At 45.3% G+C, this 24,719-nt stretch carries 16 protein-coding genes and 4 pseudogenes; 17 read left to right on the forward strand and 3 right to left on the reverse strand.

The window, feature by feature from the left end:
* Positions 1-443 precede the first annotated feature (443 nt).
* From RE628_RS12880 to RE628_RS12895, 4 genes and pseudogenes are all read left to right on the forward strand, one after another.
* The gene (locus RE628_RS12880) at positions 444-1,892 is read left to right on the forward strand and encodes an amino acid ABC transporter substrate-binding protein/permease (RefSeq protein WP_375143077.1); all 1,449 of its coding nucleotides are present in this window, start codon (positions 444-446) and stop codon (positions 1,890-1,892) included.
* Entirely contained in the window at positions 1,885-2,613 is a 729-nt protein-coding gene (locus RE628_RS12885; RefSeq protein ID WP_309159040.1) for an amino acid ABC transporter ATP-binding protein, read from the forward strand. The genes RE628_RS12880 and RE628_RS12885 overlap by 8 nt, the downstream gene beginning before the upstream one ends.
* 343 nt (positions 2,614-2,956) lie before the next feature.
* A pseudogene (locus tag RE628_RS12890) lies at positions 2,957-3,735 on the forward strand (VanW family protein).
* Positions 3,736-3,900: 165 nt separating this feature from the next.
* On the forward strand, positions 3,901-5,874 hold the full coding sequence (locus RE628_RS12895; RefSeq protein WP_309159041.1) for a methyl-accepting chemotaxis protein: 1,974 nt from the start codon (positions 3,901-3,903) through the stop codon (positions 5,872-5,874).
* Between the two features lie 99 nt (positions 5,875-5,973).
* On the opposite strand, the pseudogene RE628_RS29635 reads toward RE628_RS12895, so the two are convergent.
* Positions 5,974-6,836: pseudogene (locus RE628_RS29635) on the reverse strand (hypothetical protein).
* Between the two features lie 139 nt (positions 6,837-6,975).
* A pseudogene (locus RE628_RS12910) lies at positions 6,976-7,879 on the reverse strand (LysR family transcriptional regulator).
* A gap of 394 nt (positions 7,880-8,273) precedes the next feature.
* On the opposite strand from RE628_RS12910, the gene RE628_RS12915 reads away from it, so the two are divergent.
* From RE628_RS12915 to RE628_RS12970, 12 genes are all read left to right on the forward strand, one after another.
* Complete coding sequence (locus RE628_RS12915) at positions 8,274-9,245, forward strand: ABC transporter ATP-binding protein (RefSeq protein WP_309159044.1); 972 nt, start codon at positions 8,274-8,276, stop codon at positions 9,243-9,245.
* A gap of 36 nt (positions 9,246-9,281) precedes the next feature.
* A complete protein-coding gene (locus RE628_RS12920) occupies positions 9,282-10,343 on the forward strand; it encodes an ABC transporter substrate-binding protein (protein WP_375143078.1) in 1,062 nt (353 codons plus the stop codon).
* Between the two features lies 1 nt (position 10,344).
* Positions 10,345-12,024: an ABC transporter permease gene (locus RE628_RS12925; protein WP_309159046.1), complete on the forward strand. Its 1,680-nt coding sequence runs from the start codon at positions 10,345-10,347 to the stop codon at positions 12,022-12,024.
* The gene (locus tag RE628_RS12930; RefSeq protein ID WP_309159047.1) at positions 12,024-13,334 is read left to right on the forward strand and encodes an MBL fold metallo-hydrolase; all 1,311 of its coding nucleotides are present in this window, start codon (positions 12,024-12,026) and stop codon (positions 13,332-13,334) included. The genes RE628_RS12925 and RE628_RS12930 overlap by 1 nt, the downstream gene beginning before the upstream one ends.
* A gap of 304 nt (positions 13,335-13,638) precedes the next feature.
* Positions 13,639-14,997, forward strand: coding sequence for a glycosyltransferase family 2 protein (locus tag RE628_RS12935; protein WP_309159048.1), 1,359 nt, complete (start codon positions 13,639-13,641; stop codon positions 14,995-14,997).
* 13 nt (positions 14,998-15,010) lie between these two features.
* Complete coding sequence (locus RE628_RS12940; protein ID WP_309159049.1) at positions 15,011-16,111, forward strand: acyltransferase; 1,101 nt, start codon at positions 15,011-15,013, stop codon at positions 16,109-16,111.
* Positions 16,112-16,115: 4 nt separating this feature from the next.
* Positions 16,116-17,252 carry a glycoside hydrolase family 18 protein gene (locus RE628_RS12945; protein WP_309159050.1) on the forward strand — a complete coding sequence of 379 codons (1,137 nt, stop codon included), beginning with the start codon at positions 16,116-16,118 and terminating at the stop codon, positions 17,250-17,252.
* Between the two features lie 387 nt (positions 17,253-17,639).
* The gene (locus tag RE628_RS12950) at positions 17,640-18,314 is read left to right on the forward strand and encodes a response regulator transcription factor (protein ID WP_309159051.1); all 675 of its coding nucleotides are present in this window, start codon (positions 17,640-17,642) and stop codon (positions 18,312-18,314) included.
* Complete coding sequence (locus RE628_RS12955; RefSeq protein WP_309159052.1) at positions 18,311-19,678, forward strand: sensor histidine kinase; 1,368 nt, start codon at positions 18,311-18,313, stop codon at positions 19,676-19,678. The genes RE628_RS12950 and RE628_RS12955 overlap by 4 nt, the downstream gene beginning before the upstream one ends.
* Before the next feature lie 211 nt (positions 19,679-19,889).
* Positions 19,890-20,888, forward strand: coding sequence for an alpha/beta hydrolase (locus RE628_RS12960; RefSeq protein WP_375143079.1), 999 nt, complete (start codon positions 19,890-19,892; stop codon positions 20,886-20,888).
* Between the two features lie 91 nt (positions 20,889-20,979).
* A complete protein-coding gene (locus RE628_RS12965; RefSeq protein ID WP_375143080.1) occupies positions 20,980-22,218 on the forward strand; it encodes an aminopeptidase in 1,239 nt (412 codons plus the stop codon).
* 77 nt (positions 22,219-22,295) lie between these two features.
* On the forward strand, positions 22,296-22,727 hold the full coding sequence (locus RE628_RS12970; protein WP_309159054.1) for a MarR family winged helix-turn-helix transcriptional regulator: 432 nt from the start codon (positions 22,296-22,298) through the stop codon (positions 22,725-22,727).
* A 68-nt stretch (positions 22,728-22,795) separates the two neighbouring features.
* On the opposite strand, the pseudogene RE628_RS12975 reads toward RE628_RS12970, so the two are convergent.
* Positions 22,796-24,152 (reverse strand): annotated as a pseudogene (locus tag RE628_RS12975) (sodium-dependent transporter).
* 186 nt (positions 24,153-24,338) lie between these two features.
* On the opposite strand from RE628_RS12975, the gene RE628_RS12980 reads away from it, so the two are divergent.
* Positions 24,339-24,692, forward strand: coding sequence for a carboxymuconolactone decarboxylase family protein (locus RE628_RS12980; protein ID WP_068781337.1), 354 nt, complete (start codon positions 24,339-24,341; stop codon positions 24,690-24,692).
* The last annotated feature ends 27 nt before the right edge of the window (positions 24,693-24,719 follow it).

The raw sequence follows: 24,719 nt of genomic DNA on the forward strand, positions 1-24,719 counted from the left end.
CTCTTTTTGTACGCCCCAAAAGATAAAACACTGAATAGAAATCTAGAAATCTATTGATAATCCGCCAGTGATTCGTATACGTTGGGTGATTGAAGAAAGACCAGGTCAGAGCGTATTTCCAGGCTCCTGAGCCTGGTCTTTCAGTAGGTTTTGTACTGGGAGTATCACACAAATTTGTGAAATGGTGAATGAAGAGAGCCACTTATTAGCGTTATAAAAAACTTTGATCACAAGCGGTTTTACATATGGAAAAATAGTTGAAAACAGTGTAAAGATGCGGCTTTTCATGCTTAGGTACATAGTGATTCCTTCCCGACTGGTTGAAATTGTATTTTCAGAATCGATATATTTTTTGATAGAATAATTTGATGATAGGAAACCTGCCATGAGGAAACAATGAAGAGAGAGACATACTCGGGCGTTGACTGAAAAGGGGAGAACATATGAAATCTAAGAAGCTCGCATTGTTTACAATATCACTGCTGATCTTCATGCTGACCGGTTTGACTGGCTTGGTAGGTAATGCAGCGGCGGAGCCAAAATCTAGCAAAACTTATGTGATTGGTACAGATATTACGTTTGCTCCGTTTGAATTCCAAGATGTGAACGGTAAGTTCGTCGGGATCGACATGGATCTGCTGGAGGCCATTGCCCAGGATCAGAATTTCAGTTATGAAGTGAAGCCACTTGGCTTCAATGCGGCCGTTCAAGCACTAGAAGCGAAACAAGTAGACGGTGTAATCGCCGGGATGAGTATTACTGATGAGCGGAAGCAGAAATTCGAACTGTCAGAGCCTTATTTTGAATCCGGTGTGGTTATGGCTGTTAGCAAAAATAATGACGATATCAAAAGCTACGAAGATTTAAAAGGGAAGAAGATTGCTGTCAAGACAGGTACTGAGGGCTACCGATTTGCTGAATCGATTGCCACCAAATATAGTTTCACGATCGTGCCCTTCGACGAATCTGCCCAAATGTATGAGGATGTAAAGACGGGAAATTCAGTCGCTTGTTTTGACGATTATCCCGTACTGGCATATGGAGTCAATCAGAATAATGGGTTGAAAATCGTAACGAAAAAAGAAGCAGGCGGCTCCTATGGCTTCGCAGTGAATAAGGGAATGAATCAGGAGCTTATGGCTAAATTTAATGCCGGCCTGGCGAATCTCCAGGCAAGCGACCAATACGACCAGATTCTAGAGAAGTATCTTGGGGATAGTGCATCCCAAACGGTTGTGAAAAGCCGCGGGGGATTGATTCTCGAATCGCTGCCTGCGCTGTTCAAGGGTCTTGGGAAGACATTGCTGTATACGATCGTGTCCTTGTTCGTTGCCCTGATCTTCGGGCTGATCTTCGGATTTATGAAGGTGGGCCAGAACCGATTTCTACGCGGTGTTGCTACCGTATTCGTTGACGTTTTCCGGGGTATTCCGCTGATCGTCCTTGCTTTCTTTATTTACTTCGGGATTCCGCAGGCGTTCGGGTTCACGATGCCACTATTCCTGGCGGCCATTCTGACGCTTAGTTTGAATACGGGAGCTTATGTGACGGAAATTATTCGTGGTGGCATTCAGTCGATCGACCGCGGACAAATGGAAGCGGCCCGGTCACTTGGTCTGCCATATCGCAAGTCGATGATGAAGATTATTATTCCACAGGCGATTCGTATCATGATCCCGTCATTAATCAATCAGATGGTTATTACGCTGAAGGATACGTCGATTCTGTCGGCGATCGGTCTCGTAGAGCTAACACAATCCGGCAAGATCATTATCGCCAGGACATTTGCTTCCTTTGATATTTGGCTTGTCGTAGCTATTATGTATTTGGTCGTTATTACCGTTCTGACGAAATTGTCTGGTTATCTGGAAAGGAGGGCGCGCCGTGGGTAAGATTCGCGTTGATGGATTGAAGAAGAGCTATGGTACCAATCAGGTGCTGAAAGGAATCGATATGAAGGTTCAAGAAGGTGAGGTTGTGTGCTTGATCGGACCTTCTGGTTCGGGGAAGAGTACCTTTCTTCGTTGCTTAAATCGATTGGAGGAAATTACGGCAGGTCAGGTTATCGTTGATGATCTGGATATCGAGGATCCGAAGACGGATATCAATAAAGTCCGCGAAAATATCGGCATGGTGTTTCAACACTTTAACTTGTTTCCACATTTCAGTGTGCTGAAGAACATCATGTTTGCTCCAATGGAATTAGGCAAACTGGATGCAGGGCAGGCTCGTGACACTGCGCTACGCTTGTTGGAAAGAGTCGGGTTGGCGGATAAAGCCGATGTCTTCCCGAGCCAGCTGTCGGGTGGCCAGAAGCAGCGCGTAGCGATCGCTCGGGCTCTGGCGATGAATCCGGATATTATGCTGTTTGATGAGCCTACTTCGGCGCTTGACCCTGAGATGGTCGGAGAAGTGCTTGGTGTTATGAAGGATTTGGCCCGCGAAGGAATGACAATGGTTATTGTGACGCATGAGATGGGCTTTGCCCGCGAAGTGGCCGATCGGGTTGTGTTCATGGACGGCGGCTATATTGTAGAAGAAGGATCGCCGGAGGAAGTATTCGGCAATCCGAAGAACGAGCGTACGATCAGTTTCCTGGAAAAGGTACTGTAGTGCAGATGAATCCCTTCTAGGTGAACAAGTGCTGTAGATAAGTACTTGTTTACTTAGAGGGGATTTTTTGATTCATGACTGGTACAGGTGCATACAATTGATTTTGAATGAATAGCCGTAAATCCAATCATACTACAGGAAGAGTGTGGACTTGTGTCTTAAGAATAACTAAGGAAGAGTGATTAGATTGAAATGGACGTCGATATCATATCTGCTTCTCCTGCTGATGCAGAGCCCTGATAGCGTTCCGGAGTCTGACGAGTTAACAGTTACTCACGAAGGGAAACCGATCTCTAATCTGACTAGAGAGGCTCATCGTCTGCCGGTGTTCCCTCTGGTTGATATGAGTAGATATGAGCGCTGGGTTGATGAGTTAGACCGGATTACTTATAAGAAAGCGATTAATGCGCGTATTAATAGCTCGGGACAAATCGATCCAGGGCAGAATGGCTATAAGCTTAACAGACGTGAATTTTTGAAGGCTTATTATGGATATTTATATAATACCGGTGCTTCTTCCATCGAGGTTCCAACATATCCTGTCTATCCACGAGTAGATACGGAGCTACTAGCTTCGCTACGTTCTAAGCAGATTAGTAATTATGTGACTTACTATAACTCCAGTAATGCAGATCGTTCTCATAATATTGTCTTAGCGGCCAGAGCGATTGATGGTACGGTAGTCTTTCCTGGAGAGACCTTCTCTTTCAATCAGGTCGTTGGAATGCGTACGACAGGCAAGGGGTACAAACGAGCGGGAGTCATTGTAAGAGGGGAAATGACGGAGGGAATAGGTGGCGGATCTGTCAGGTATCCTCGACATTATTTAACGCAGTCGACAGAGCGGGGTTGAAGGTTGTTCAACGCTATTCCCACAGTCGTCATGTGTCATATGTACCTTCGGGCAGAGATGCGACCGTAAGCTGGGGAGGCCCAGACTTTGTGTTCGATAATGAATACAACCAACCGATTCTGATCCGTGCATTCGCCGGTGGTGGTAATATGGTCGTGAATATTTTCTCATCCAATGTCATTGAATATTCCCTAGAAAGATTCCTAGTATGTCCCATCAGCTTCCTGAAGAGATCAAAAATACTCACTCAGAATCTGGACCTAGCGTGATGAAAAACAACTCGATATAGATAATAAATCTTAGATAAAATACATTCTATACATAGTCAAATTATGCTAATATTCTTTGAGGGACGTTATTGTATCATTGCTGACACGAATCTACATAATCAGTAGTGGTTTTGTAACGCTGACATTCATAAGGGGGGATTCATCATGTTTAAAAAGTTACAAAGCAAGCTTATACTTATTTTTGCTCTATTGCTCATTATAGCTATGGTTACCTCACAATTGATAACCGGAGCTATAATGAGCAGCAGCTTCAAGAAAGAATTAGATACAATTGGGGCTGCTGAAGCAGAAGCGTTAACACAGATTACGGACTTACGTATTGATAATTTTGCCAAGGACATTTTGCAATTTAGCGAGCAGGATGAGATCGATAGCATTCTGATGAACGGCTCGTTAACTTCGTCCATGACGAAACAAATGAAGACATATACGAAGAATAATCCAGAAGTATCTGCTATTTATATGGCGGACTCGAAGAAGAAAATGTACGATCCAGAAGATAATGTATACGAGTCAACATATGATCCACTGACTAGGCCGTGGTACAAGCTGGCCAACGACAATAAGGATCAGGTGCAGATTAGTGAGCCATATATGGATCTTATAACCAAGAAAATGAAAGTTGCGATCTCAAAAGCGATTGTAGAGAATGATAAGGTGACAGGCGTCATCTCACTTGATTTAGATCTTGGACAAATTACGGAACAAATCAATGAGACTAATGTTGGATATAATGGCTATGGATTCATCCTAGATCAGGTTGGGGATCCGGTGGTACTACCAGATACAGATGGCAAAAATCAAATGGACAAGCCATATGTCGCAGAAATGTACAAAAAAAATGAAGGGAAGCTCCAGTACACAGATAATGACACGAAGAAGATTACATATTATAAAACTTCAGCACTGACTGGCTGGAAGATCGGTGCTGTATATAAAGAGAAGGATCTGTTAAGTCTCGTAAGTGGTATCGAGCAAATAGAATTGATCATTACGATCTGCGCCATCATCGTGGCTAGTATTATCGTTTATTTTGCTGCCAGATACATTACGAAGCCGGTTACTCAATTAACGAACCAAGTACAGTTAATGGCCAAAGGTGACTTGACAGTTCAAGGAAAGGCCAGATCCAAGGACGAGATCGGGCAATTAACCAGTCATTTTAATCAAATGGCTCAAAATATGCGAGAAGTCATATCCAAGGTTGTTGAATCCTCGGAGAAGGTATCGGATTCGGCTGTAAATCTGAGCGCGGTATCTGAGGAGACGAAAGCGACAAGTGAAGAGATTGCTCATGCAATGACGGATGTCGCCAAGGGTTCGATGGAAGGTGCGACCAATATAGAGAATATGCAACGTGTCACTCTTGACCTGGATTCGCAATTCAAGTTAATTCAAGAGACGATGGATGAAATGCAGTTCAATTCCAATAAGACGCAGGAGGCGAGCGTTGACGGCAGAGAGAAACTCGTCGTTCTTCAGACGCGTTCCGATGAATCCTTCACTGAAATACAAGCGATCGAGCAAGTGTTAAGTATTTTGGTCGAGAAAATAACGAATATCAGAGAGGTTGCAGCTACGATGAATGGCATTTCCGGGCAGACGAATCTGTTGGCTCTGAATGCCTCTATCGAGGCTGCAAGAGCTGGAGAAGCTGGCAAAGGATTCTCAGTTGTGGCTTCAGAGATTCGCAAGCTTGCAGAGAAATCAGCTGAACATGCCGATCAAATTAGTGATACTATCGTTGGTATTGTTGAAGAGGCAGAGAATGCAACTGCTGCGATGAGCAAGACGAAGGAAATTACTCTAGAGCAGAATGCTGCGGTTAAAGATACAGAGACTGCTTTTAAGACGATTCAAGATTTAATGTACCAAGTAATCCATTCTATTGATAACATGTCTGATGAAATGAAGAAAACCGTGACATTAAAGGATGACGTAGTACATTCGATTGAGAGTCTGTCGGCTATTTCAGAGGAATCAGCTGCCGCTGCTGAGGAAGTCAGCGCGTCGACACAGGATCAATTGCAAGCCATCGATACTGTTTCCAAATCTGCAGATGAATTAAGTCAATCCAGTACCGAATTAGAGCAATTGGTCAAGAAATTTACAATTTAGAAGTTATGTTTAGTTCAGGAACATTAGAGTAGACTCAGCGAAAAGTGAAGCCCGCATTTGACTGTTACAGTCAAATGCGGGCTTCTTCTATATAACTTCCTAATAACGTTCCAGCACCAAATTCGTCTTCAGCGAATCGGCAGGTACGAGCCAGCCATTGCTATTCAACAGATTCATCAGGCTGGTGCGTTTGGAGGCTGCCGTCTGATAGTCGTCGGTCTTGAAGGAAATTTCAACAATGTAGTCCGTTCCACTCCCGCTGGCCGAGGCAATCGGCCATACCTCAATATCTGTGTCTAGCCCTTCAAAAGTACCGCTGTATCTACTTGCCAGAATCGGGCCATGCGCATAAGCCTGCAGCAGCTTAGCCGTTCCCCAGCCTTGAGCATTTGTCTTATCAAGTTTCCCAGGGATCTTGCTTACCAGCATATTGAGCGCTTCTGATTCAGTAGGCAAAGTTAGCCCTTTGGAGGTCGATTCTTCTTTATCGTTCGAGAAGCTCAGCGTCTGTTTGCTGTAGCCCCAATCCACCTCAGCATCGTAATTCGTGTCCGCCGCGCTGAAGCCATCCAGGTTAGCCTGATTCAAGGCGGCATTGATATCTCCGTTCACCACGGCATAGCGTTTCTTATACGTCAATTCGTACTTCTTCTTATCTTCTTTTTGCGGAAACGTACATTCCAGCCTGAATCATTCAACGACAGATCCGTTGTATCGAAATATTCCACGAGCATCCGTGCTGCAGGCTCAGTAATCTGAAAAGCATCTTTAACCTCATTCTTGAGCGTAAAATCCTGCTTCAACACCGTGTCATTGCTTAGCAGAAACTTTACTTCATAGGATGGTACCGCGTTGCCTGCGGCCTCTACCTTAGGTTGGGATTGCCATCCAGTGGCCAACACAACTGCGCTCAATGCGGCAATGATCAACGTTCTGCCCGTCTTTGTCTTCTTCAATTTCATCATTTCAGCTCCTTTGGAATGAGATATGGGAATCTATGGTTCGATATCTACTCTAAGGGTGAAGTGTCAATTTCAGATCAAATTAAGGGTGATCTACAGTCAAAAATTGCAAGATTTATTATTGGTCTACCAAGAGTGACTATTGGATCGAACGGCTCCATTCATTAAGAAGCTCGATAAATTGGCCGCTCGTGGCAGACATATAGCGGTCCTGATTGGTAATGGCGTATACCTGACGTTCGGCGGGAAGACCGGGGATTGGCCAGATCCGCAGCAGGCCTTGGTCAGCCTCGGATTGGACAGCCATCCTGGATATGAATGAGATGTGCTCGCCTAGCATGACCGCCTGCTTGATCGCCTCCAGAGAATCGAGCTCCAATCTGGAGAAAGGGCTAATTCTATGCTGTTCCAGCCATTGATCCGTAATTCGTCGTGTACTGGAGGCCTTGCCATGCAGCACGAACGAAGAGGCGGCGATCAGCTCCGGCGTCCACTCCTCAGCTCCGGCGAATGGATGACTCGGGGAGCAGGCAAGAACAAGCTCGTCCATGCACAAAGCATAAGCTTTTAACGGATTTTCATGGAAGGATCCGGTAGAGATGATACCGATATCGATCTGATGAGAATGCAGCATTTGAGTGATGGCAGGAGCTGTCTTGACAGATAGGGAGATATGAATCCCCGGATAAGATTTGCTGAATACATCAATCAGCTTCGGTAAGATGTATGTTGCCGGAACGTAGCTTGCCCCGATCGTGAGCGTTCCCTGCCCTAGGGTATCGAATTCTTTAACGACCCGCTGTGCTTCCGCAGCTAGTGCATTGATTTTCATCGCATAGTGAAGCAGGGCATCAGCCGGCGTCTGTCAGAATGATCCGTCCCATACGGGCATCGAATAATTTCACCCCGAAGTCGCGCTCCAGATTTTTCATATGAAAGGTGACGGTAGGCTGCTTGAGTCCAAGCAGGTCAGCAACGGTGGTGATCTTATGGTGCTTCTCCAGCAGTTCAATAATCTCCAGCTTCAATAAATTAAGGTTCATCATCTGCAATTCCCATCCTTATATGAAAGAGATTCTTAATAAGTTGATTAAAAAATAATGCAGAGTATTGGCAAGAGGGAGAAATGATTCTGGAGAAGCGTAGCGTTCGCCTTCGTGAACGAATTTCTACCTTGTTGGATTCTATTTAATCAAAGAAATCTGTGAGCAACAGCGATCGAAAGAACATTTCACCCGGTTGCCTACATCTGGATAGTTTTTAACTCAACTTACTTATAGATTTAATCTATGAATATAAACGCAGTTCATTGAAATAATTAATTTTCATTTTACATAACTCTAATACTCCCTTTGATTCCCACAGGTAGACTAACTTATGTAGGAACGTAAGAGCAAGAAAACGTACCCAATGCGAATAAGGAAGGGAAATCATCAGATGGATTTAAACATAAGCGGTCTTGGCAAGAGCTTCGGCGGCAATATCGCGCTACATCCGACCGATCTGAGCATCCGTCAGGGGAAGTTCACGACGTTACTCGGACCATCGGGCTGCGGTAAGACGACGCTGCTGCGCCTGATCGCCAGTCTGGAACAACCGGATACAGGAAGCATCAGCTTTGGTGAGGATATTCTGTATAGCGCTGCAAGACAAGTGCCACCTCATCGGCGCGGCTTCGGAATGGTGTTTCAGGACTTTGCTCTCTGGCCACATATGACTGTCTTCGAGAATGTAGCCTTTGGGCTCAGGGCGACCGGGCGTAAGGAAGGAATTCACGATAGGGTGATGGAGGCGTTAGACAAAGTTAAGCTCAGCGGAATGGAGCAGCGCTATCCTCATCAATTGTCGGGTGGACAGCAGCAGCGGGTGGCATTCGCTAGAGCAGTGGCAACCCGGCCAAAGCTGGTGTTGTTTGATGAACCGTTGAGTGCGCTTGATGCCGTACTGCGAGATGAGATGCGCCTGGAGATGATGTATTTGGTCCGCGAAATGGGGCTTACCGCACTCTATGTGACGCATGATCAGATCGAGGCGATGTCCATGTCTGATCAAGTGATTGTCATGCAAGGCGGGCGAGTATTACAGCAAGGTGCACCTGAGGAGATCTACAATCTGCCTAAGCATTCGTTTGTAGCCAGGTTCATTGGGAAGTCGAACTGGTTGGCTGATGGGCAGTCGATGTTCAGACCGGAGCATATTCGCTTTGAACTAGGCAGCGAACAGGAGGTTCAATCCTACAATACTGTCGTATCGCAGGTGAGTTATGTTGGGGATCGTTATGAGGTCCGATTAAAGACGGATGAGGTAGCCGAGCTATGGTTGGCCCACTATCCAGAGCGACTAAGTGAAGGGACAGAACTGACTATCTATGTACCACAGAGATGTATTCACCGCATAAATGAAAGCTAATCAAGATTCCATAAAAAGAATAAAGGGGAAATGATCATGTTCAACTTAACACGTAATGCATGGAAAAAAGGTAGTGCGCTCGTTCTATCGTTAGCGCTTGGCGCCGCATTAGCTGGCTGCGGAAGCGACAATGCTAGCCAGAATACAGCAGCTTCGGCAAGCGCGGAGAATAAGCCAGCACAAGCTGCAGACAAGATTCTTACGGTATATACAGCAGGCCCGGAAGGACTTGCGAATAAGCTGATCGAAGAATTCCAGACGCAGACGGGTGTAAAGGTGGAGATGTTCCAAGGCACCACCGGTAAAATTCTGGCCCGTCTTGAAGCAGAGAAAGCCAATCCGGTAGCCGATGTCGTCATTCTCGCCTCGCTGCCATCAGCTCAAGGTCTTAAGAAGGATGGCTTGACGCTTGCATATCCCGAAGCTCAAAATGCCGATAAGCTGAATAAGGATTGGTCTGATTCGGAAGGCCATTATTTCAGCACCAGCGCTTCTGCACTTGGCATTGCTTATAATACGAAGCTGGTGACGACTCCTCCAACATCCTGGAGCGATCTGGCAAAGCCAGAGTTCAAGGACCAGGTGAACATTCCCGACCCGTCGCTGTCAGGTTCTGCACTGGACTTCATTACAGGTTATCTTAGCGACAAAGGTGAGAGCGGATGGTCTCTGTTCGAGCAGTACAAAGCAAATGGCGTAGCGATGGCCGGCGCTAACCAAGAAGCGCTTGATCCGGTTATTACTGGCGCGAAGAGCGTTGTAGTGAGTGCGGTGGATTACATGACTTATAAAGCAAAGGCCAAGGGCGAGCCGATCGATATCGTATATCCGCAAGAAGGCACAGTTATCAGCCCTCGTCCAGCAGCCATTCTTAAGTCTACAAAGCATGAAGAGAATGCGAAGGCATTTATTGATTATTTACTCTCTGATTCAGCTCAGAAGCTGGTCTCCGATGCAGCACTTCTTCCAGGACGTACAGATGTTAAGGCCGAGAACCGCGCTAACTTAGACGAAATTCCGCTACTTACGACAGATTGGGCATGGATGGGCGAGCATGGTCCGGAAGTAACTGATCAATTCACGAAGCTGTTCAAATAATATGAATAATACGGTACTACAGCGTCAATTAAAAATCTGGTCGATGGTGCTTGCGCTTCTAGTTCTTGGTCTTCTCATTGTTGTACCTTTGGCCGAAATTTTCATTCAGAGCGTGTATCGGGATGGGGAGCTGACTTGGTCAGCTCCGTTCCGTACACTGGCAAATTCCGATATGATGGCGGTGTTGCTATCCTCGATCTGGCTAGGCGTATGCGTCATTCTGGGAACGACCGTGCTTGCGCTGCCCCTCGCCTGGGTTATGGTCAATACCAGACTGGGGCGACTTCGCTGGTTGGAGATCGTATTCCTGATTCCATTCATGACACCACCTTACATCGGTTCAATGGGCTGGATTCTGTTCATGCAGAAGAACGGCTATCTGGAGCAGCTTGTTCCTGGTCTCGCTGGGTTAGGTCAGTCCTTCTTCTCCTTTGGAGGAATGGTCGCGATTATGAGTCTTCATCTGTATCCCTTCCTGTACTTGCTGCTTCGTGGAGCGCTGGAGCGGATCGGTGGGAATATGGAGGAAGCGGCAGCCGTCATGGGTGCACCGTTCTTGTATCGCTTCCGACGTGTGATTGCCCCATTGCTGCTATCGGCATTTGGTATGGGAGCCATGCTCGTCTTTGTGAAGACGATTGCTGAATTCGGCACGCCGGTTACGTTCGGCAAACGCATAGGCTACCAAGTGATGACCTCGGAAATTCATAAGTATATCTCTAGCTGGCCAATCGATTTCGGCAAGGCGACCTCATTGGCATCCGTACTGCTAACGACTTGTCTGTTGGTCTGGTATGCGCAGTCCCTGTTGAACCGTAAATATACTTATGGTCTGGTTGGGGGAAAAGGAGTACGTCATTCCTCGATGAATAGTGGCCGCTGGCTGCAGTGGGCAGGAGGAATCTACGCGGTTCTGCTTCTGCTCGTATCAGTGGGTATCCCTTATTTCTCCATCATCGCGGCTTCGACGATGAAGCTGCGAGGAGTTGGGCTCGCCTGGAACAACTTTACGTTCGATTTCTACAAAGAGCTACTGCGCTGGAATTCATCCAGCATGAAGGCTTTGATGAATAGTTTATGGTTATCTTTGGTTGCTTCTACGATTGCCGTGGCGCTGGGTACCTGGTTCGCTGTCGCGATCGGTCGGTCCAAATCTCGTCTGCAGCAGTTGATTGATCTGTTTAGCCTTCTGCCAAATACGGTACCAGGGATTGTTCTGGTCGTAGGATTGATACTGCTCTGGAATGCTCCATGGATGCCGATCCCGCTGTATAACACTTACAGTATGGTTATCCTCACCTATGTTATTTTATTTGTTCCTTATACGGTGCAGTACGTCAAGAGCGCCTTCACCCAAATCGACCCTTCGCTATTCCAAGCGGGTCAGGTGTTTGGCGGAAGGCCGGGATATATATTCCGTAGAGTGCTGCTACCACTCATCATTCCGGGGATGCTGGCCGGATGGATGATGACCTTCACCATTGCTTCGCGCGAGCTTGTTGGCTCTTTGCTGATCTTGCCTCCGTCCGTGCAGACCTCGGCGACGTATATTTACGCCCAGTTCGAGCAGGGGCAAGTATCGCTCGGTATGGCGATGGCTGTTATCTCTGTGGGAATAACGACGATTCTACTTATGCTGCTGGAAGTCCTCGGCTCCCGAAAGAAGTGGAACACGGCCTAATGGAACTGAAAATATGGGGTGGAGCCGGCGAGCATGGCCGTTCTTGTTATGTGCTAACAGGAGAACAGCATCGGATTATGCTTGATTGTGGCGTCAAGAAGGAGGGAACGGGACAATATCCCTTGCTTGATGTCAATCTGATTCCTGAGCTGACGGCAGTATTTCTGTCGCATGCACATGAGGATCATTCTATGGCTCTACCACTTCTATATAAGCACGGTTATGAAGGAGAAATATGGACGACTAGGCCAACGGTATCGCAGTTGGAGTTGTATTTTGCAAATTGGGGTAAATATGTAGCTGGCCGGAATGGAGAGCTGCCCTATGAACCCGAGGACATTTCGGCACTGAGATTTCGCATTCTAGAGGAAGAGGCCTCGGCAGGACAATGGCTGAAGCTGGACGATGGACTGACATTGCAGTGGGGGCGGAGCGGCCATATGCTCGGTTCTGTCTGGTTCCGATTTCAAATGGAGGGGCAGCAGCTGTTCTTCTCGGGAGATTTCAGTCGGGAATCTGCTCTGTTGGCAGCTGATGCTCCAGGTAAGCCACTTTCTGAAAGCCCCACTGTTCCCAATTCTTCTATATCTGCGACGGCATTATCCATTATGGACAATGCGTACGGAATGGATGAAGAATCCCAGGAGCAGAAACTGCATGCACTCCAGCAATTTATGCTCGAGGTGCTAGGGAGAGGTGGGCATGTGCTGCTGCCAGTTCCCGCATTTGGACGAGGACAGGAGCTACTCGTGTGGGCATTAAGTACATTCCCCAATCAGCCGATTCTGCTGGAGCGGGCGATTTATGAAGGGCTGTGTCAGATGGCGGAATGGGAGGCATGGTTAAGACCGGGTAGCCTTCATTCGATAGAGGGAGCGATGAAAACACTACATGTACATGTACCGGGTAGCCAGGAGGAACGGCTGCATTTATTGGAGGGAGAGGAGCCATTCATCATCTTCACGACCGATGGCATGATGGAGTCACCTCGTGCCCGCTGGTATGCGGAACGTCTATCATTTTCATCTAATCATGCTATCGTCATTACGGGTCATGCAAGTGAAGGCACCTTTGCCCGGCGGCTGCTGAGAGGAGAGACCGAGGAGACGTACTGCGAGACGGTACAGATGGGCTATAAAATCCATCAAGGTCTAGACGATGTCCGCTATATGCTACATGAGGTACCCAGTCGTCATACCGTACTGGTTCATGCCCCTAAGCCGGAGACGAATCGGGTAATTGTCTGCCTGGCTGGTGAAGGGTACCTAGGCTTGCATTCCTTGCAGCCAGGGTCCATATTACAAATATAGAAGTACAATAATCCTTCGTCAGACATTATGCCTGACGAGGGTTTTTGACGTTCTCAACGATCTGTAAAGGTGATAGAAAGTGATAGATATTTACCCCTTAATCAGACAAATTTATCCCTAATAATACATAAAAAGATAAAAATTAACTTATATAGGGAATATAATCCAAAACGGCGTATGGACATGTAAATCGTCTATGTATTCGTTTTCTTGCGTTATTAAGCGGTTTTACTGCGGGAGGAAGATTAAGCTAGTCTTAGGATTAGAGATAGAAAGAGAAAGAGGAAGAGAGGAGGAGCCCTACTTGTCATTCTTATTGTATGTAATAGCTGCTGTGTTTCTCATATTTCAAGCTCTGTATACGATCATTCCCCTTGTCTGCAGTAAGGTAAAAAGGCTTAATCCCGAGCTAGTGGAGAAATCAATATCGGTGCTCGTCCCGGCCTATAACGAGAAACTGACGATTAAAAATTGTCTGGATGCGATGGCTGGCCTGAATTATTGCAACTATGAGATTATCATCATTAACGATGGGTCCAAGGATGAGACCCTCTCCAGACTGGACGAACTACTGCAGCTCGAACCTGACTGCCGAACTCCTGCACATCAGTTAGCCTACAAGCCGATTATAGGCGTATACCGTTCAGTCTATTTCCCCCATATCCTCGTCATCGACAAGCAAAATGGTGGCAAAGCCGATTCTCTGAATGCAGGGATCGATTACTCTCTATCCGAGATCGTCATTACATTAGATGCCGACAGCATGCTAGAAACCAACGCCTTGAAATACGTCAATCAATACTTCCATAACAGCGATATTATTGCCCTCGGCGGCACCGTCAAAATTGTACAAGGGGCGGAGAAGCGGGACGGGACTATTGTAGAGAAGTTCAGAGGCCCTGGGCTAATTAAAAGCCAGATTATCAATTATACGCATGGCTTCTATGTACGCAAACTAACGCAGTCCTTCTTTAACTCCATTGTCGTGATATCCGGCGCTTTCGGCGCATTTTACAAGGATGTTCTGGTAGAGGTCAATGGATTCCGCAGCACTGTCGGCGAAGATATTGATATTACATTGAAAATTCACGAGTATTTAAAGGCCAATCGCCTGAAGAAGAAGCTGGTATATGCGCCTGAGGCGGTCTGTTACACGGAATGCCCGGAGAATTTGCCCAACTTCTACAAGCAGCGTATCCGCTGGCAGAAGGCGTTCATCGATTGTATTCTGATCTATTGGTCGCGGCTGTCGAGCCGTTTTGGTATAGGAGTAAATCTGTTCTTTGCTATTGACGGCTTCATGCTCGGTACCTTCTCGGCATTTATGACGTTCGTCTATATCGTGCAGATGATACTCTTTGCTCGCGGCAATCTGATCCACGCACTTATATTCATGCTGATCACCGTGATAATTAATGCTCTGCAAATTGTGATTTCATTTGTCCTCTGCAGAAAATATGGCAGCAGCTATAAGATTCAAGACTATATTAGGATGTTCATTTTTAGTCAACTGGAATTGCTCACATACCGGAATCTGCTGCTCTATATCAATATTATTGGGACGTTAAAATATTTTGATAATGATGAAGGCTGGGGGTTCGTGGATAGAAAAGGCGTCGCAGCCATCAGTCAAAATATCGCATCTGGATCGCATTCAGGATAGAAGGAGGACTCCTATGAACACGGTTATGGTAAGCAAACGAATCATATACGTAGATTGCTTGAGAATCCTATCAATTATTGCTGTTATTGCCCTGCATTACACGGCGGAAATACTGACCACATCGAATAATTTTCACACGGCTTCCTGGTGGATCAGCAATTTTTTCAATTCCATATCGCGGTTTGCCGTTCCCGTATTTTTTATGATAAGCGGTGCGATGATCCTGCGGACAGAGGTTCATTCCTATAAGGCTTTTTTCAAGAAGAGGATCATGCCTTTACTGATCTCGCTGGTCAGCTGGTCGCTCATCTACGGGTTGTATAACCAATACGTGATTTTGAAAAGCAATATGAATGGCTTCGAATTTCTGCTCGATTTCGGCTACCGTCTGCTGACAGATCGTAATTATGTGCATCTTTGGTTCCTTTATGCGATCATCGCCATTTATTTAACGGTTCCACTCCTCAGCAAATGGATCAAAGCCTGTAGTGAGAAGGATCTGAGATATTACTTGAGCTTGTGGTTTGCTGTAAGTATCGGGGGGCGCTTGCTGTACGATATCGTGGAACGGCTGACAGGAACAGGGATCAGTATACCACTCTTAAACATTCCGTTCTTTACGGGGTATCTCGGTTATTTTGTATTAGGCTACTATTTATATCATTTTGATCTGCCTGCGAGAATGAAAAATATGATGTTCAATCTAGGCTTCCTCTCATTTTTTATTGCCCCTGTTGCGACTTATTTTGTGTCCGTATACAGAGGCGTGCTTGACGAAATGTTCTACGGCAACTATTCCATCACCACATTTTTCATGGCTGTTGGCATGTTTATTTATTTCAAAGCTAAAGAGGAGGCGCTGAGCGCTAAAATGAATCATAAAGTACAAAAATTGCTCGGTTCAGTCTCCAAAGCCAGCTTCAGCGTATATCTGATTCATCTACTGATCGAGATGATGGTATCGGGCAGAACGGCGTTTGAGGCTTCATTATTAGAGGCAATTCTGGGCCTTCTAGCGAATATTTTCCTAATCCTTATGATCAGTTATGTCACTGTCAAGGTTTTGAATTTGAATAAGGCCACAACCTATATTCTGTTCGGCGGAAGAGGGTGATTCCATGAAGATCAGTTTATATACAAAAGTGTTCGTAATTGTATTACTGGCGGGTATGGGCCTCTATTTCTATCAAATCTCAAGCGCCGAGGATCATAAAGTGGTGGCGGTGTACGTGGAAGCCTGGAGAGATGCAGACAACGTCCGTTTGTCCGATAAAAATGTCGATATTGCTTATATTGCCTTTGCGAAGATAGCGGGGACGAGGCTCTATTTTCATGAAGACGAGGCAACGAACGAGCAGATTAAACGTAATATTCAAAAAATGAAGGAGAACAACCCTACGACACGATTCGTGCTTGCTATAGGCGGATATGGAGTGGATGGCTTCTCTGACGCTACAATGGATGAAAACCGTTATTTATTTACGGAGAGTATTGTTGAGATGATCCGAGAGCTGAAACTGGACGGCGTGGATATCGATTGGGAGTATCCAGCATTTCATGCTTGGAATACACAGAAATCACGGCCTGAGGACACGCAGAACTTCACCAGCCTGATGAAAGAATTAAAAGAGAAGATGTACCGGTTGCCTTTCAAGAACAAGGGATATCTATTGACTTTCGCCGCAGGCACGCAGGATTGGTATTTTCAGAACGTTGAGGTTCAGAAGGTTGCTAAATATGTCGATTACATCAATGTAATGAGCTATGACTTGATCGGCCAATGGTCGGATCAGACTGGCTTTAATGCCAATCTATTTATGGACCGCGGGAACAAGTCGCAGATGAGCGTCGATCAGATCATAACGATGTATCTTGATCATGATATAGACAGCAAGAAGCTGTTGCTCGGTATTCCTGCTTACTCCTATGCATGGAAGAATGTTAAGAACAGTTGGAATGACGGCGCATTTGCTCCCGGACAAGCAGTTGATATTGAGCAGTTGGATTTTACTTATAAGGTGATTCAGAAATCATATATGAACAAAAATGGTTACAAGCGTTACTTTGATGATCAAGCCAAAGCGGCTTATCTCTACAATGGAGAAACGTTCATCACCTATGAAGACACGGAAGCGCTAGTTGAAAAGGTGAAGTATATACATCAGCATGACCTCGGCGGCGCAATGGTCTGGGAATATTCTCAAGATGCCGAGGACGGGATCGTGAAATTTCTGGGAGATCAGCTGCGTCAATGATTAATTAGAGGATGTCGAGCCAGCAGCCAGTGTAAATCTTTTATAGTATAATAATTACTATTAGTGCGTGTTCAAAAGGCGGTTTTCAGCACCGAGAAGGTTGGATAAAGCTAGGGTCGAAAGGAGCGGAGCGTACGTAGTTTGTACGTGAGCACCGGAGGACCCGGCTGAATTCAAAATTCGATGCCGAATAACTTCTTGATTGACTTCGTGTTAGATATAGAGTTTATTCGTTATCAGCATGGCTGATGAAACTCTATATCGCAAGAAAACCTACCTCTGCATCGCGGTCGCTCCTCCTTGAATGACTTCGATCGGTTTTCTTATCAAAAGTGGACTTTTTGAACAACCTCTACTATATGGGATGAACAGAGAGAGAGGGTAAGGATGCCTACTATACTGGTTGCTGATGACGATGCGAATATTCGCGAGCTTGTTAGTTTATTTTTACGCACCGATGGATTCACAACTGTCGAGGCTGTAGATGGCCAAGAAGCGCTGAACATCTATGCCTCGACACAGGTGGATCTTGTCGTGCTTGATATTATGATGCCAATCATGGATGGTTGGACCTTGTGCAAGGAACTCCGCAGAGCTAATCCCGATCTGCCCCTTCTTATGCTGACAGCCAGAGGCGAAACCTGGGAGAAAGTAAAGGGATTCGAACTGGGGACGGACGATTATTTGACGAAGCCATTTGATCCGCTGGAGCTGACGGTTCGAGTGAAGGCATTGTTAAAGCGATACCGAATTGGCTCCACGCAGACCATCCAGTTAGCCAGTGTCATCCTCGATCGACTGACTTATAAGGTAACGAGAGGGACGGAGTCGCTCACCCTGCCGCTCAAGGAGTTCGAATTGCTGTATAAGCTGGCTGGAACACCTGGTCAGGTCTATACGCGAGAACAGCTGATTGATCAAATCTGGGGAATCGATTATGTGGGAGATGAACGAACGGTCGATGTGCATATCAAACGACTGCGCGAACGGTTCGCGACCATATCTGATTTTCGAATTGAAACTGTACGCGGGCTAGGTTACAAACTAGAGGTTTGCGAATGATCAAATCACTATATACTCGTGTGGTAGTTACATTTCTGGCCGCTATTATTTTGGGCACAGTCATCGGGTTTGTTATTACATTTTGGGAATATAGAGAGAAATTGAATGAAACCATGCATACGACCTTATCTAATTTCAGTCAGGATATCGTCCGGATTTACGAGATTCTTCCTGTTGATGAGGCGAACTTGTATGTGAGCGGTATGAGGCAGCTCAACGCTTATCATGTTCGAATTTACGATGGAACGGGGCAGTTCCAGTCCTATGGAGTACATAACGGACAGTCCCCTGCCTCTGTGACGATGGATCAAGTAAAGAAAGTATTGGGTGGGGAAATCGTGCGAGTTAATGCGAGTACTGTTTCTCCGAATCTCCTGGGGTTGCCGTTGAAAACGGAAATGGGTATGAAAGCGATGTTTGTGGAACAGCTGATAGCTCCTACTGCTTCCTTTAATATAAAATGGTTATCTTCTTTTGTGATCTATTCGTTAATTGCAGGCAGTCTACTAATTTTGGTTGCCTCTATATTCTTGGTAAGACCGATTAAAAAGCTAACCATAGCGACCAGACAGATAGCAGCCGGGGATTTCAATGTCGAGCTGAATATTAAGCAAAAGGGAGAGATTGGCTCTCTGGCTCGCAGTTTTGAAGAAATGATGCATGATCTGCAGCAGCTTGAACAAATGCGCAGAGATTTCGTATCGAATGTATCGCATGAGGTTCAGTCGCCACTCACTTCGATATCAGGTTATGCTAAGGCGCTTAAGCATGTAGCCATCTCCGACGTCGAGCGAAGCCGTTATCTTGATATTATCATTGCTGAATCGGAGCGGATGTCCAAGATGAGCGATGGCTTGTTGAAGCTGAGTTTGCTTGAATCACAGTCACAGCAGCTGAATCGGGTTTCATATGGGCTTGACGAACAGATAAGACGTGTGATCGTGGCGATCCAACCGCAGTGGTCGGCACGCGATATCTCTTTTGAGCTCCATTTAAAAGCAGTGACTGTAACAGCAGACTATGATCTTCTAAATCAGGTATGGACCAATATCATTGGCAATAGCATCAAATTCTCGGAGGAAGGCGGTGTGATTTCTGTCAGCGTCCTGCAGGATTCCAAAAATGTAGCCGTCCAAATCTCCGATGCGGGAATGGGCATCTCACTCGAGGATCAGAAGCGCATCTTTGAGCGATTTTTTAAGGCGGATCGTTCCCACAGTCGCAAGCATGGCGGCAGCGGCATGGGATTGGCTATAGTGAAGCAAATTGTATCTCTACATCAAGGTGACATCCGAGTAGAAAGCGAGCTTGGCCAGGGAACAACGATTATGGTCACTTTGCCAATAAATATTCTACCGGAGTAATTTAGAAATATTCGGTTATCGGATTGTTTAAGCTGCATTTCCTATGCTACAGCTTACATGGCAAGTAATGCTTGCTATGCTAGCGTAGCATTTTTTTATTTATATCTGTTCATATTCAGTTCATATTGTCGTCATGAGGAGTACATCTTCGTAAGATACACTTCTTCTTGTAGCCCAAGGAGGCTGAATAAACAGAGATAGATAGGAGAAGATGATCGTGCCACAAACAGAGAAAATGAATATAAAGAATAGAACGAGAGCCCAAAAAGTACGAAGTGTTTTGCTAAAAATAGCAGGAGCCATCGTACTAGCAGTTGTACTATTTCTAGTCGTTGTTTTTACAGTGGATAAGATCAGTAGTCGTGCGGAACAAAAAAAGATAGAGCCCTACGGTCAACAAGTATCTGTAGATGGGAAGAAGATGAATATATGGATTCAAGGGGAGGGGAAAGAGACAGTCGTTCTCCTACCTGGTTATGGAACAGCAGCGCCAGCACTTGATTTTAAAGCGCTAATCGAAGAGTTATCTCCATTCTACAAAGTCGTCGTGGTTGAGCCCTTTGGTTATGGATTAAGCGATGATACCAAAAAAGAACGAAACACAGCGAATATTGTAAGTGAGATTCATGAAGCCCTGCAGAGTCTGAATATTAATCGATACATTCTCATGGGCCATTCTATTGCAGGTATCTATGCGCTGGACTATGTGAACGAATATCCAGATGAAGTAATTGCATTTGCCGGAATCGATAGCAGTGTTCCAGAACAGGGCGGTATGGATGTTGAATTCCCAACGGGAACGTTCAAGTTTCTCAAAAAATCAGGTTTAGCTAGATTAATGTTGAAAGCATCGGGTGACCCCTATGCTGAACTCCCTTTTGATGATGAAACAAAAAAACAATTGAACCTTATTACGCTCAAAAATGTCTATAATTCCAGCAGCATGAATGAAATGGAACATATTTATTCTAATTTCGTTGCCGCCCAAAATTTAAAATTTCCGGAAAATCTTCCCCTTATTTTATTTGTACAATCAAATAATGAGAACAGAAAAGATTGGTTATCACTGCATGAAGAGCAAGCCAAAGAGTCTCGGTATGGAAAAGTGATACCACTTGAAGGAAGTCATTATTTACACCATACCCGTTCAAAAGAAATCGCCGAAGGCTTTAAGAGTTATGTGGAGGATATAATTTCAAAAGTGAAATAAAACAGCCTCCCTTTATTTATTAACGGTAAATTTATTTCCCGATACGCCTAGGCAAGGATATAATATAGTAATAACTTTGCCAATATGGGGAATGAAAATGTATCCAACGAAGCAGCAACTGGATAATTATGCGGAACTTGCCGTTAAAATAGGGGTTAATGTTCAGCCGGGTCAAACAGTGGTCGTCATGGCGCCCGTGACAGCAGCTGATTTGGTTCGGCTAATCACACTGCAAGCCTATAAATCTGGTGCGCACAACGTCTATGTAGAGTATAACGATGACGAGCTGACTAAAATTAAGTATCATCATGCACCCGAAGAAGTATTCTCAGAATATCCGGAATGGCGTGCGAAAGCGATGGAGGAATATGCGAAAAATGGGGCGGCTTTTATTCAGATCTATTCCCCTGACCCAGATTTGCTGGATGGTGTTGATCCAACACGAATAGCAACAGCTGCTAAAGCGGCGGCTACCGCACTAAGCAAATACCGTAGTTATCTGATGGGGCATCATACATCCTGGACATTGATTTCGTATGCTACACCTGAGTGGGCGTGCAAGGTGTTCCCAGACGAAAGTACGGAATCTGCCGTACAAAAATTATGGCAGCTTATCATCGATGCTACTCGCATTGATCAGGAAGATCCGGTTGAAGCTTGGAGATTACATAATGCTAAGCTTAACGAAATGGAAACCTTTCTGAATAATAAGGCTTACAAGCAATTGCAGTATGAAGCTCCTGGCACATCGTTAACTATTGATCTACCCGTGGGACATATTTGGCTTGGCGGTGCGAAGAAAAATAGAAAAGGAATTTTGGTCAATCCTAATATTCCTACAGAGGAAGTCTATACACTTCCAAGCAAGTATGGAGTAAATGGGACAGTTCGCAGCACGAAGCCTTTGAACAATAACGGTGTTATTATCGATGGATTTTCTCTGACGTTTAAAGATGGAAAGGTCGTTGATTTTAGTGCCGAGCAAGGTGCTGAAGCACTGCAGAAGCTACTGGATACTGATGAAGGGGCAAGATATCTTGGAGAGGTTGCGTTGGTTCCGCATGACTCTCCGATTTCTAACTCGAACGTGATTTTTTACAACACTTTGTTTGATGAGAACGCTTCTTGTCATCTGGCGCTAGGTCAAGCATATCCGGTTACTATCCAGAATGGAACGGAGATGGATGAACAGGCATTGGAGAAGCATGGAGTGAACAAAAGCTTGATTCATGTCGACTTTATGATCGGCGCTGCTGAGCTTTCCATTGACGGTATTACACAGGATGGACGTAAAGAAGCGATCTTTAGGAACGGCAACTGGGCATTTTAGAAGGATGATATGATGAATGTATCATTTGCTAAGTCTATAATATGATCTATCTGAATGTCTAAGAAAGGGAGTTTATTGTGTTTAATCTAACAGATTGTATAGGATTTATTACAAATACAGCTTCCAAGAAAATTGTCGACGCTTTTAATGAGCGATTGCGGGAAAGCAATATCACCAGGGTTAAATGGATTGCGTTGTTCTTCATCGGTGAAGAGAAGAATATCTCACAGAAAGATCTGGCCCAAAAGATGAACGCTAACGAATCCTCCATCGCCAGATTGTTGGAACGGATGGAAAAGGATGACCTATGTGTGAGGGAGAGAGATACGTCGGATCGCAGAATCATTAGAGTAAACTTGACGTCCAAGGGATCACAATTAAGAACTGAGCTACTGCCATTAGGGCAGATCTTCCATGATGATGCAACTGATGGGATTCCTACGGAGGATTTAGAGATTTTCAAGAACGTGCTGGATAAAATGGTTGCGAATGTTACCAAAGAACAATGATATGTAATAATTAAGGCAATCTCGCTAGCGTGCCGTCTATGGCGCCGCGAGATTGCCTTTTTATTGTACTATTCGATTTTAATGATCCCTGTTGTATGCAGAAGAACCAGAAGAACAAGAATTGGCGCAATGTAACGAAGCATGAACAGCCATATCTTGAACCAGACGGATTTCAATCCTGCTGCTTCTGCAGCACCTTTCCAGAAGTAACCTGGCAAATAGGGTAGTAATAAGCCCTCCTACGGGCAGCATGATATTCGAGGTTAAGAAATCAAGCCAGTCAAAGAAGTTCTTGCCGCCTATATTTGATAGGGATGGTGCAATCCCAAAGGATAGTGCGGATGGAAGCCCAATGAGCATAACAAGAACACTAATGATAATTACGGACTTCTTACGGCTCCAGCCCCAGCGGTCCATCGTAAAGGATACAGGGACTTCCAGCAAAGAAACCGACGATGTAAGAGCCGCGATTGCTAGCAGGATGAAGAACAGACCTCCGAAGAATGCGCCGAACGGCATTGCCGAGAAAGCTGCAGGCAACGCCATAAACACGAGGCTCGGTCCCGAGTCAGGAGCAATTCCGAAGGAAGCGGTAGTCGGGAAAATGATCAACCCGGCAACAAAGGCATAGATCAAATCACCAGCCCCGATCGCTAGCGTAGCTGATCCTAGCGATTGACGCTTGTCCACATATGCGCCATACGTTAACAGTATCCCCATCCCAAGCGATAGGGAGAAGAAGGCATGTCCCAGTGCGACCAATGCAGATTCTGCGCTCAGCTTGGTAAAGTCGGGTTTTAGGAAAAATGCAACACCCTCACCTGCTCCCGGTAGAGTTACAGCGCGGATCATTAAACCGATCAACAGAATGATTAGACCGGGTATTAGTATTTTGTTAAATTTCTCAATCCCACCGGAAATCCCTTTGATTACGACAAATGCAGTAATCAATATGGCAACAGCTTGCCAGACGATCGGTATATATCCGCCAATAAAGGAAGAGAACTGCCCTTCATAATCAGGATTGCTATACAAATGGCCGCTAAAGGATTGGACTGCGTAGTTCAGCGTCCAACCAGCAACAATGATATAGAAGGTCAAGATCAGAAAAGGAGCGATAACCTGTAGAAGCCCAAGCTTTCCGAATACTTTGGGGCCACCGGCTTTGACGAAGGAAGTAGCGGCACTGCCTCTACCTGCACGGCCAATGGCTAGTTCTGCTAATAGAACAGGAAGGCCTATCACGATCAGACAGATAATAAAGAGCAGGAAGAAGGCTGCTCCTCCATTCTCGCCAGTAATGTACGGAAATTTCCACATGTTTCCGAGACCTACTGAGCTGCCAATAGCAGCCATGATAAACCCTGTTGAAGAAAAACGGTCGTCTTTTTTCGACAACTCTGGGCTTTTTTGCGGTGTTGTCATAGAAGTTCCCCAGTATTAATATAAATATTTACTTATTATATTGCATTTTTGTAAGAAAACCATGGAAAAATGTTTCAAAACAGAAAATCTTATTTTCGACAAAATACTTTACAATGCAATTAATGCAGTGTAAACTAATAATAAATCATAAGTGAATTATTTCACAAAAATAAGGAGCTGACAGAAATGAAGAAAGATGTTAGACAAATGCTGAATGACTTTACTGGTGGCTTACAGGAACTGTCCGGAACAAATGGGGAGAGCGTTAATGCTTTTATGAACTTGCTGGGAACGAACTATGCCGATGGTGCTATTGATACGAAGACGAAAGAACTGATTAGTGTAGGGATCGCCGCCTATAACCGCTGTGAATACTGCATTGTGTTCCACGTCTATAAGGCGCTCGAAGCAGGAGCAACCCGCGAACAGATTATTGAGGCGGCTATGGTCGCTGTTGCCTTTGGCGGCGGACCAAGCATGGCTTACTCGGTTACCCTGCTTAAGGATTCAATTGATGAGTTCGAGAAGGACTTTAAATAAACCTATAAATTTCTATACGGCAACCTT

The sequence above is a fragment of the Paenibacillus sp. D2_2 genome, from assembly GCF_031199965.1.
Taxonomy (GTDB): Bacteria; Bacillota; Bacilli; order Paenibacillales; family Paenibacillaceae; genus Fontibacillus.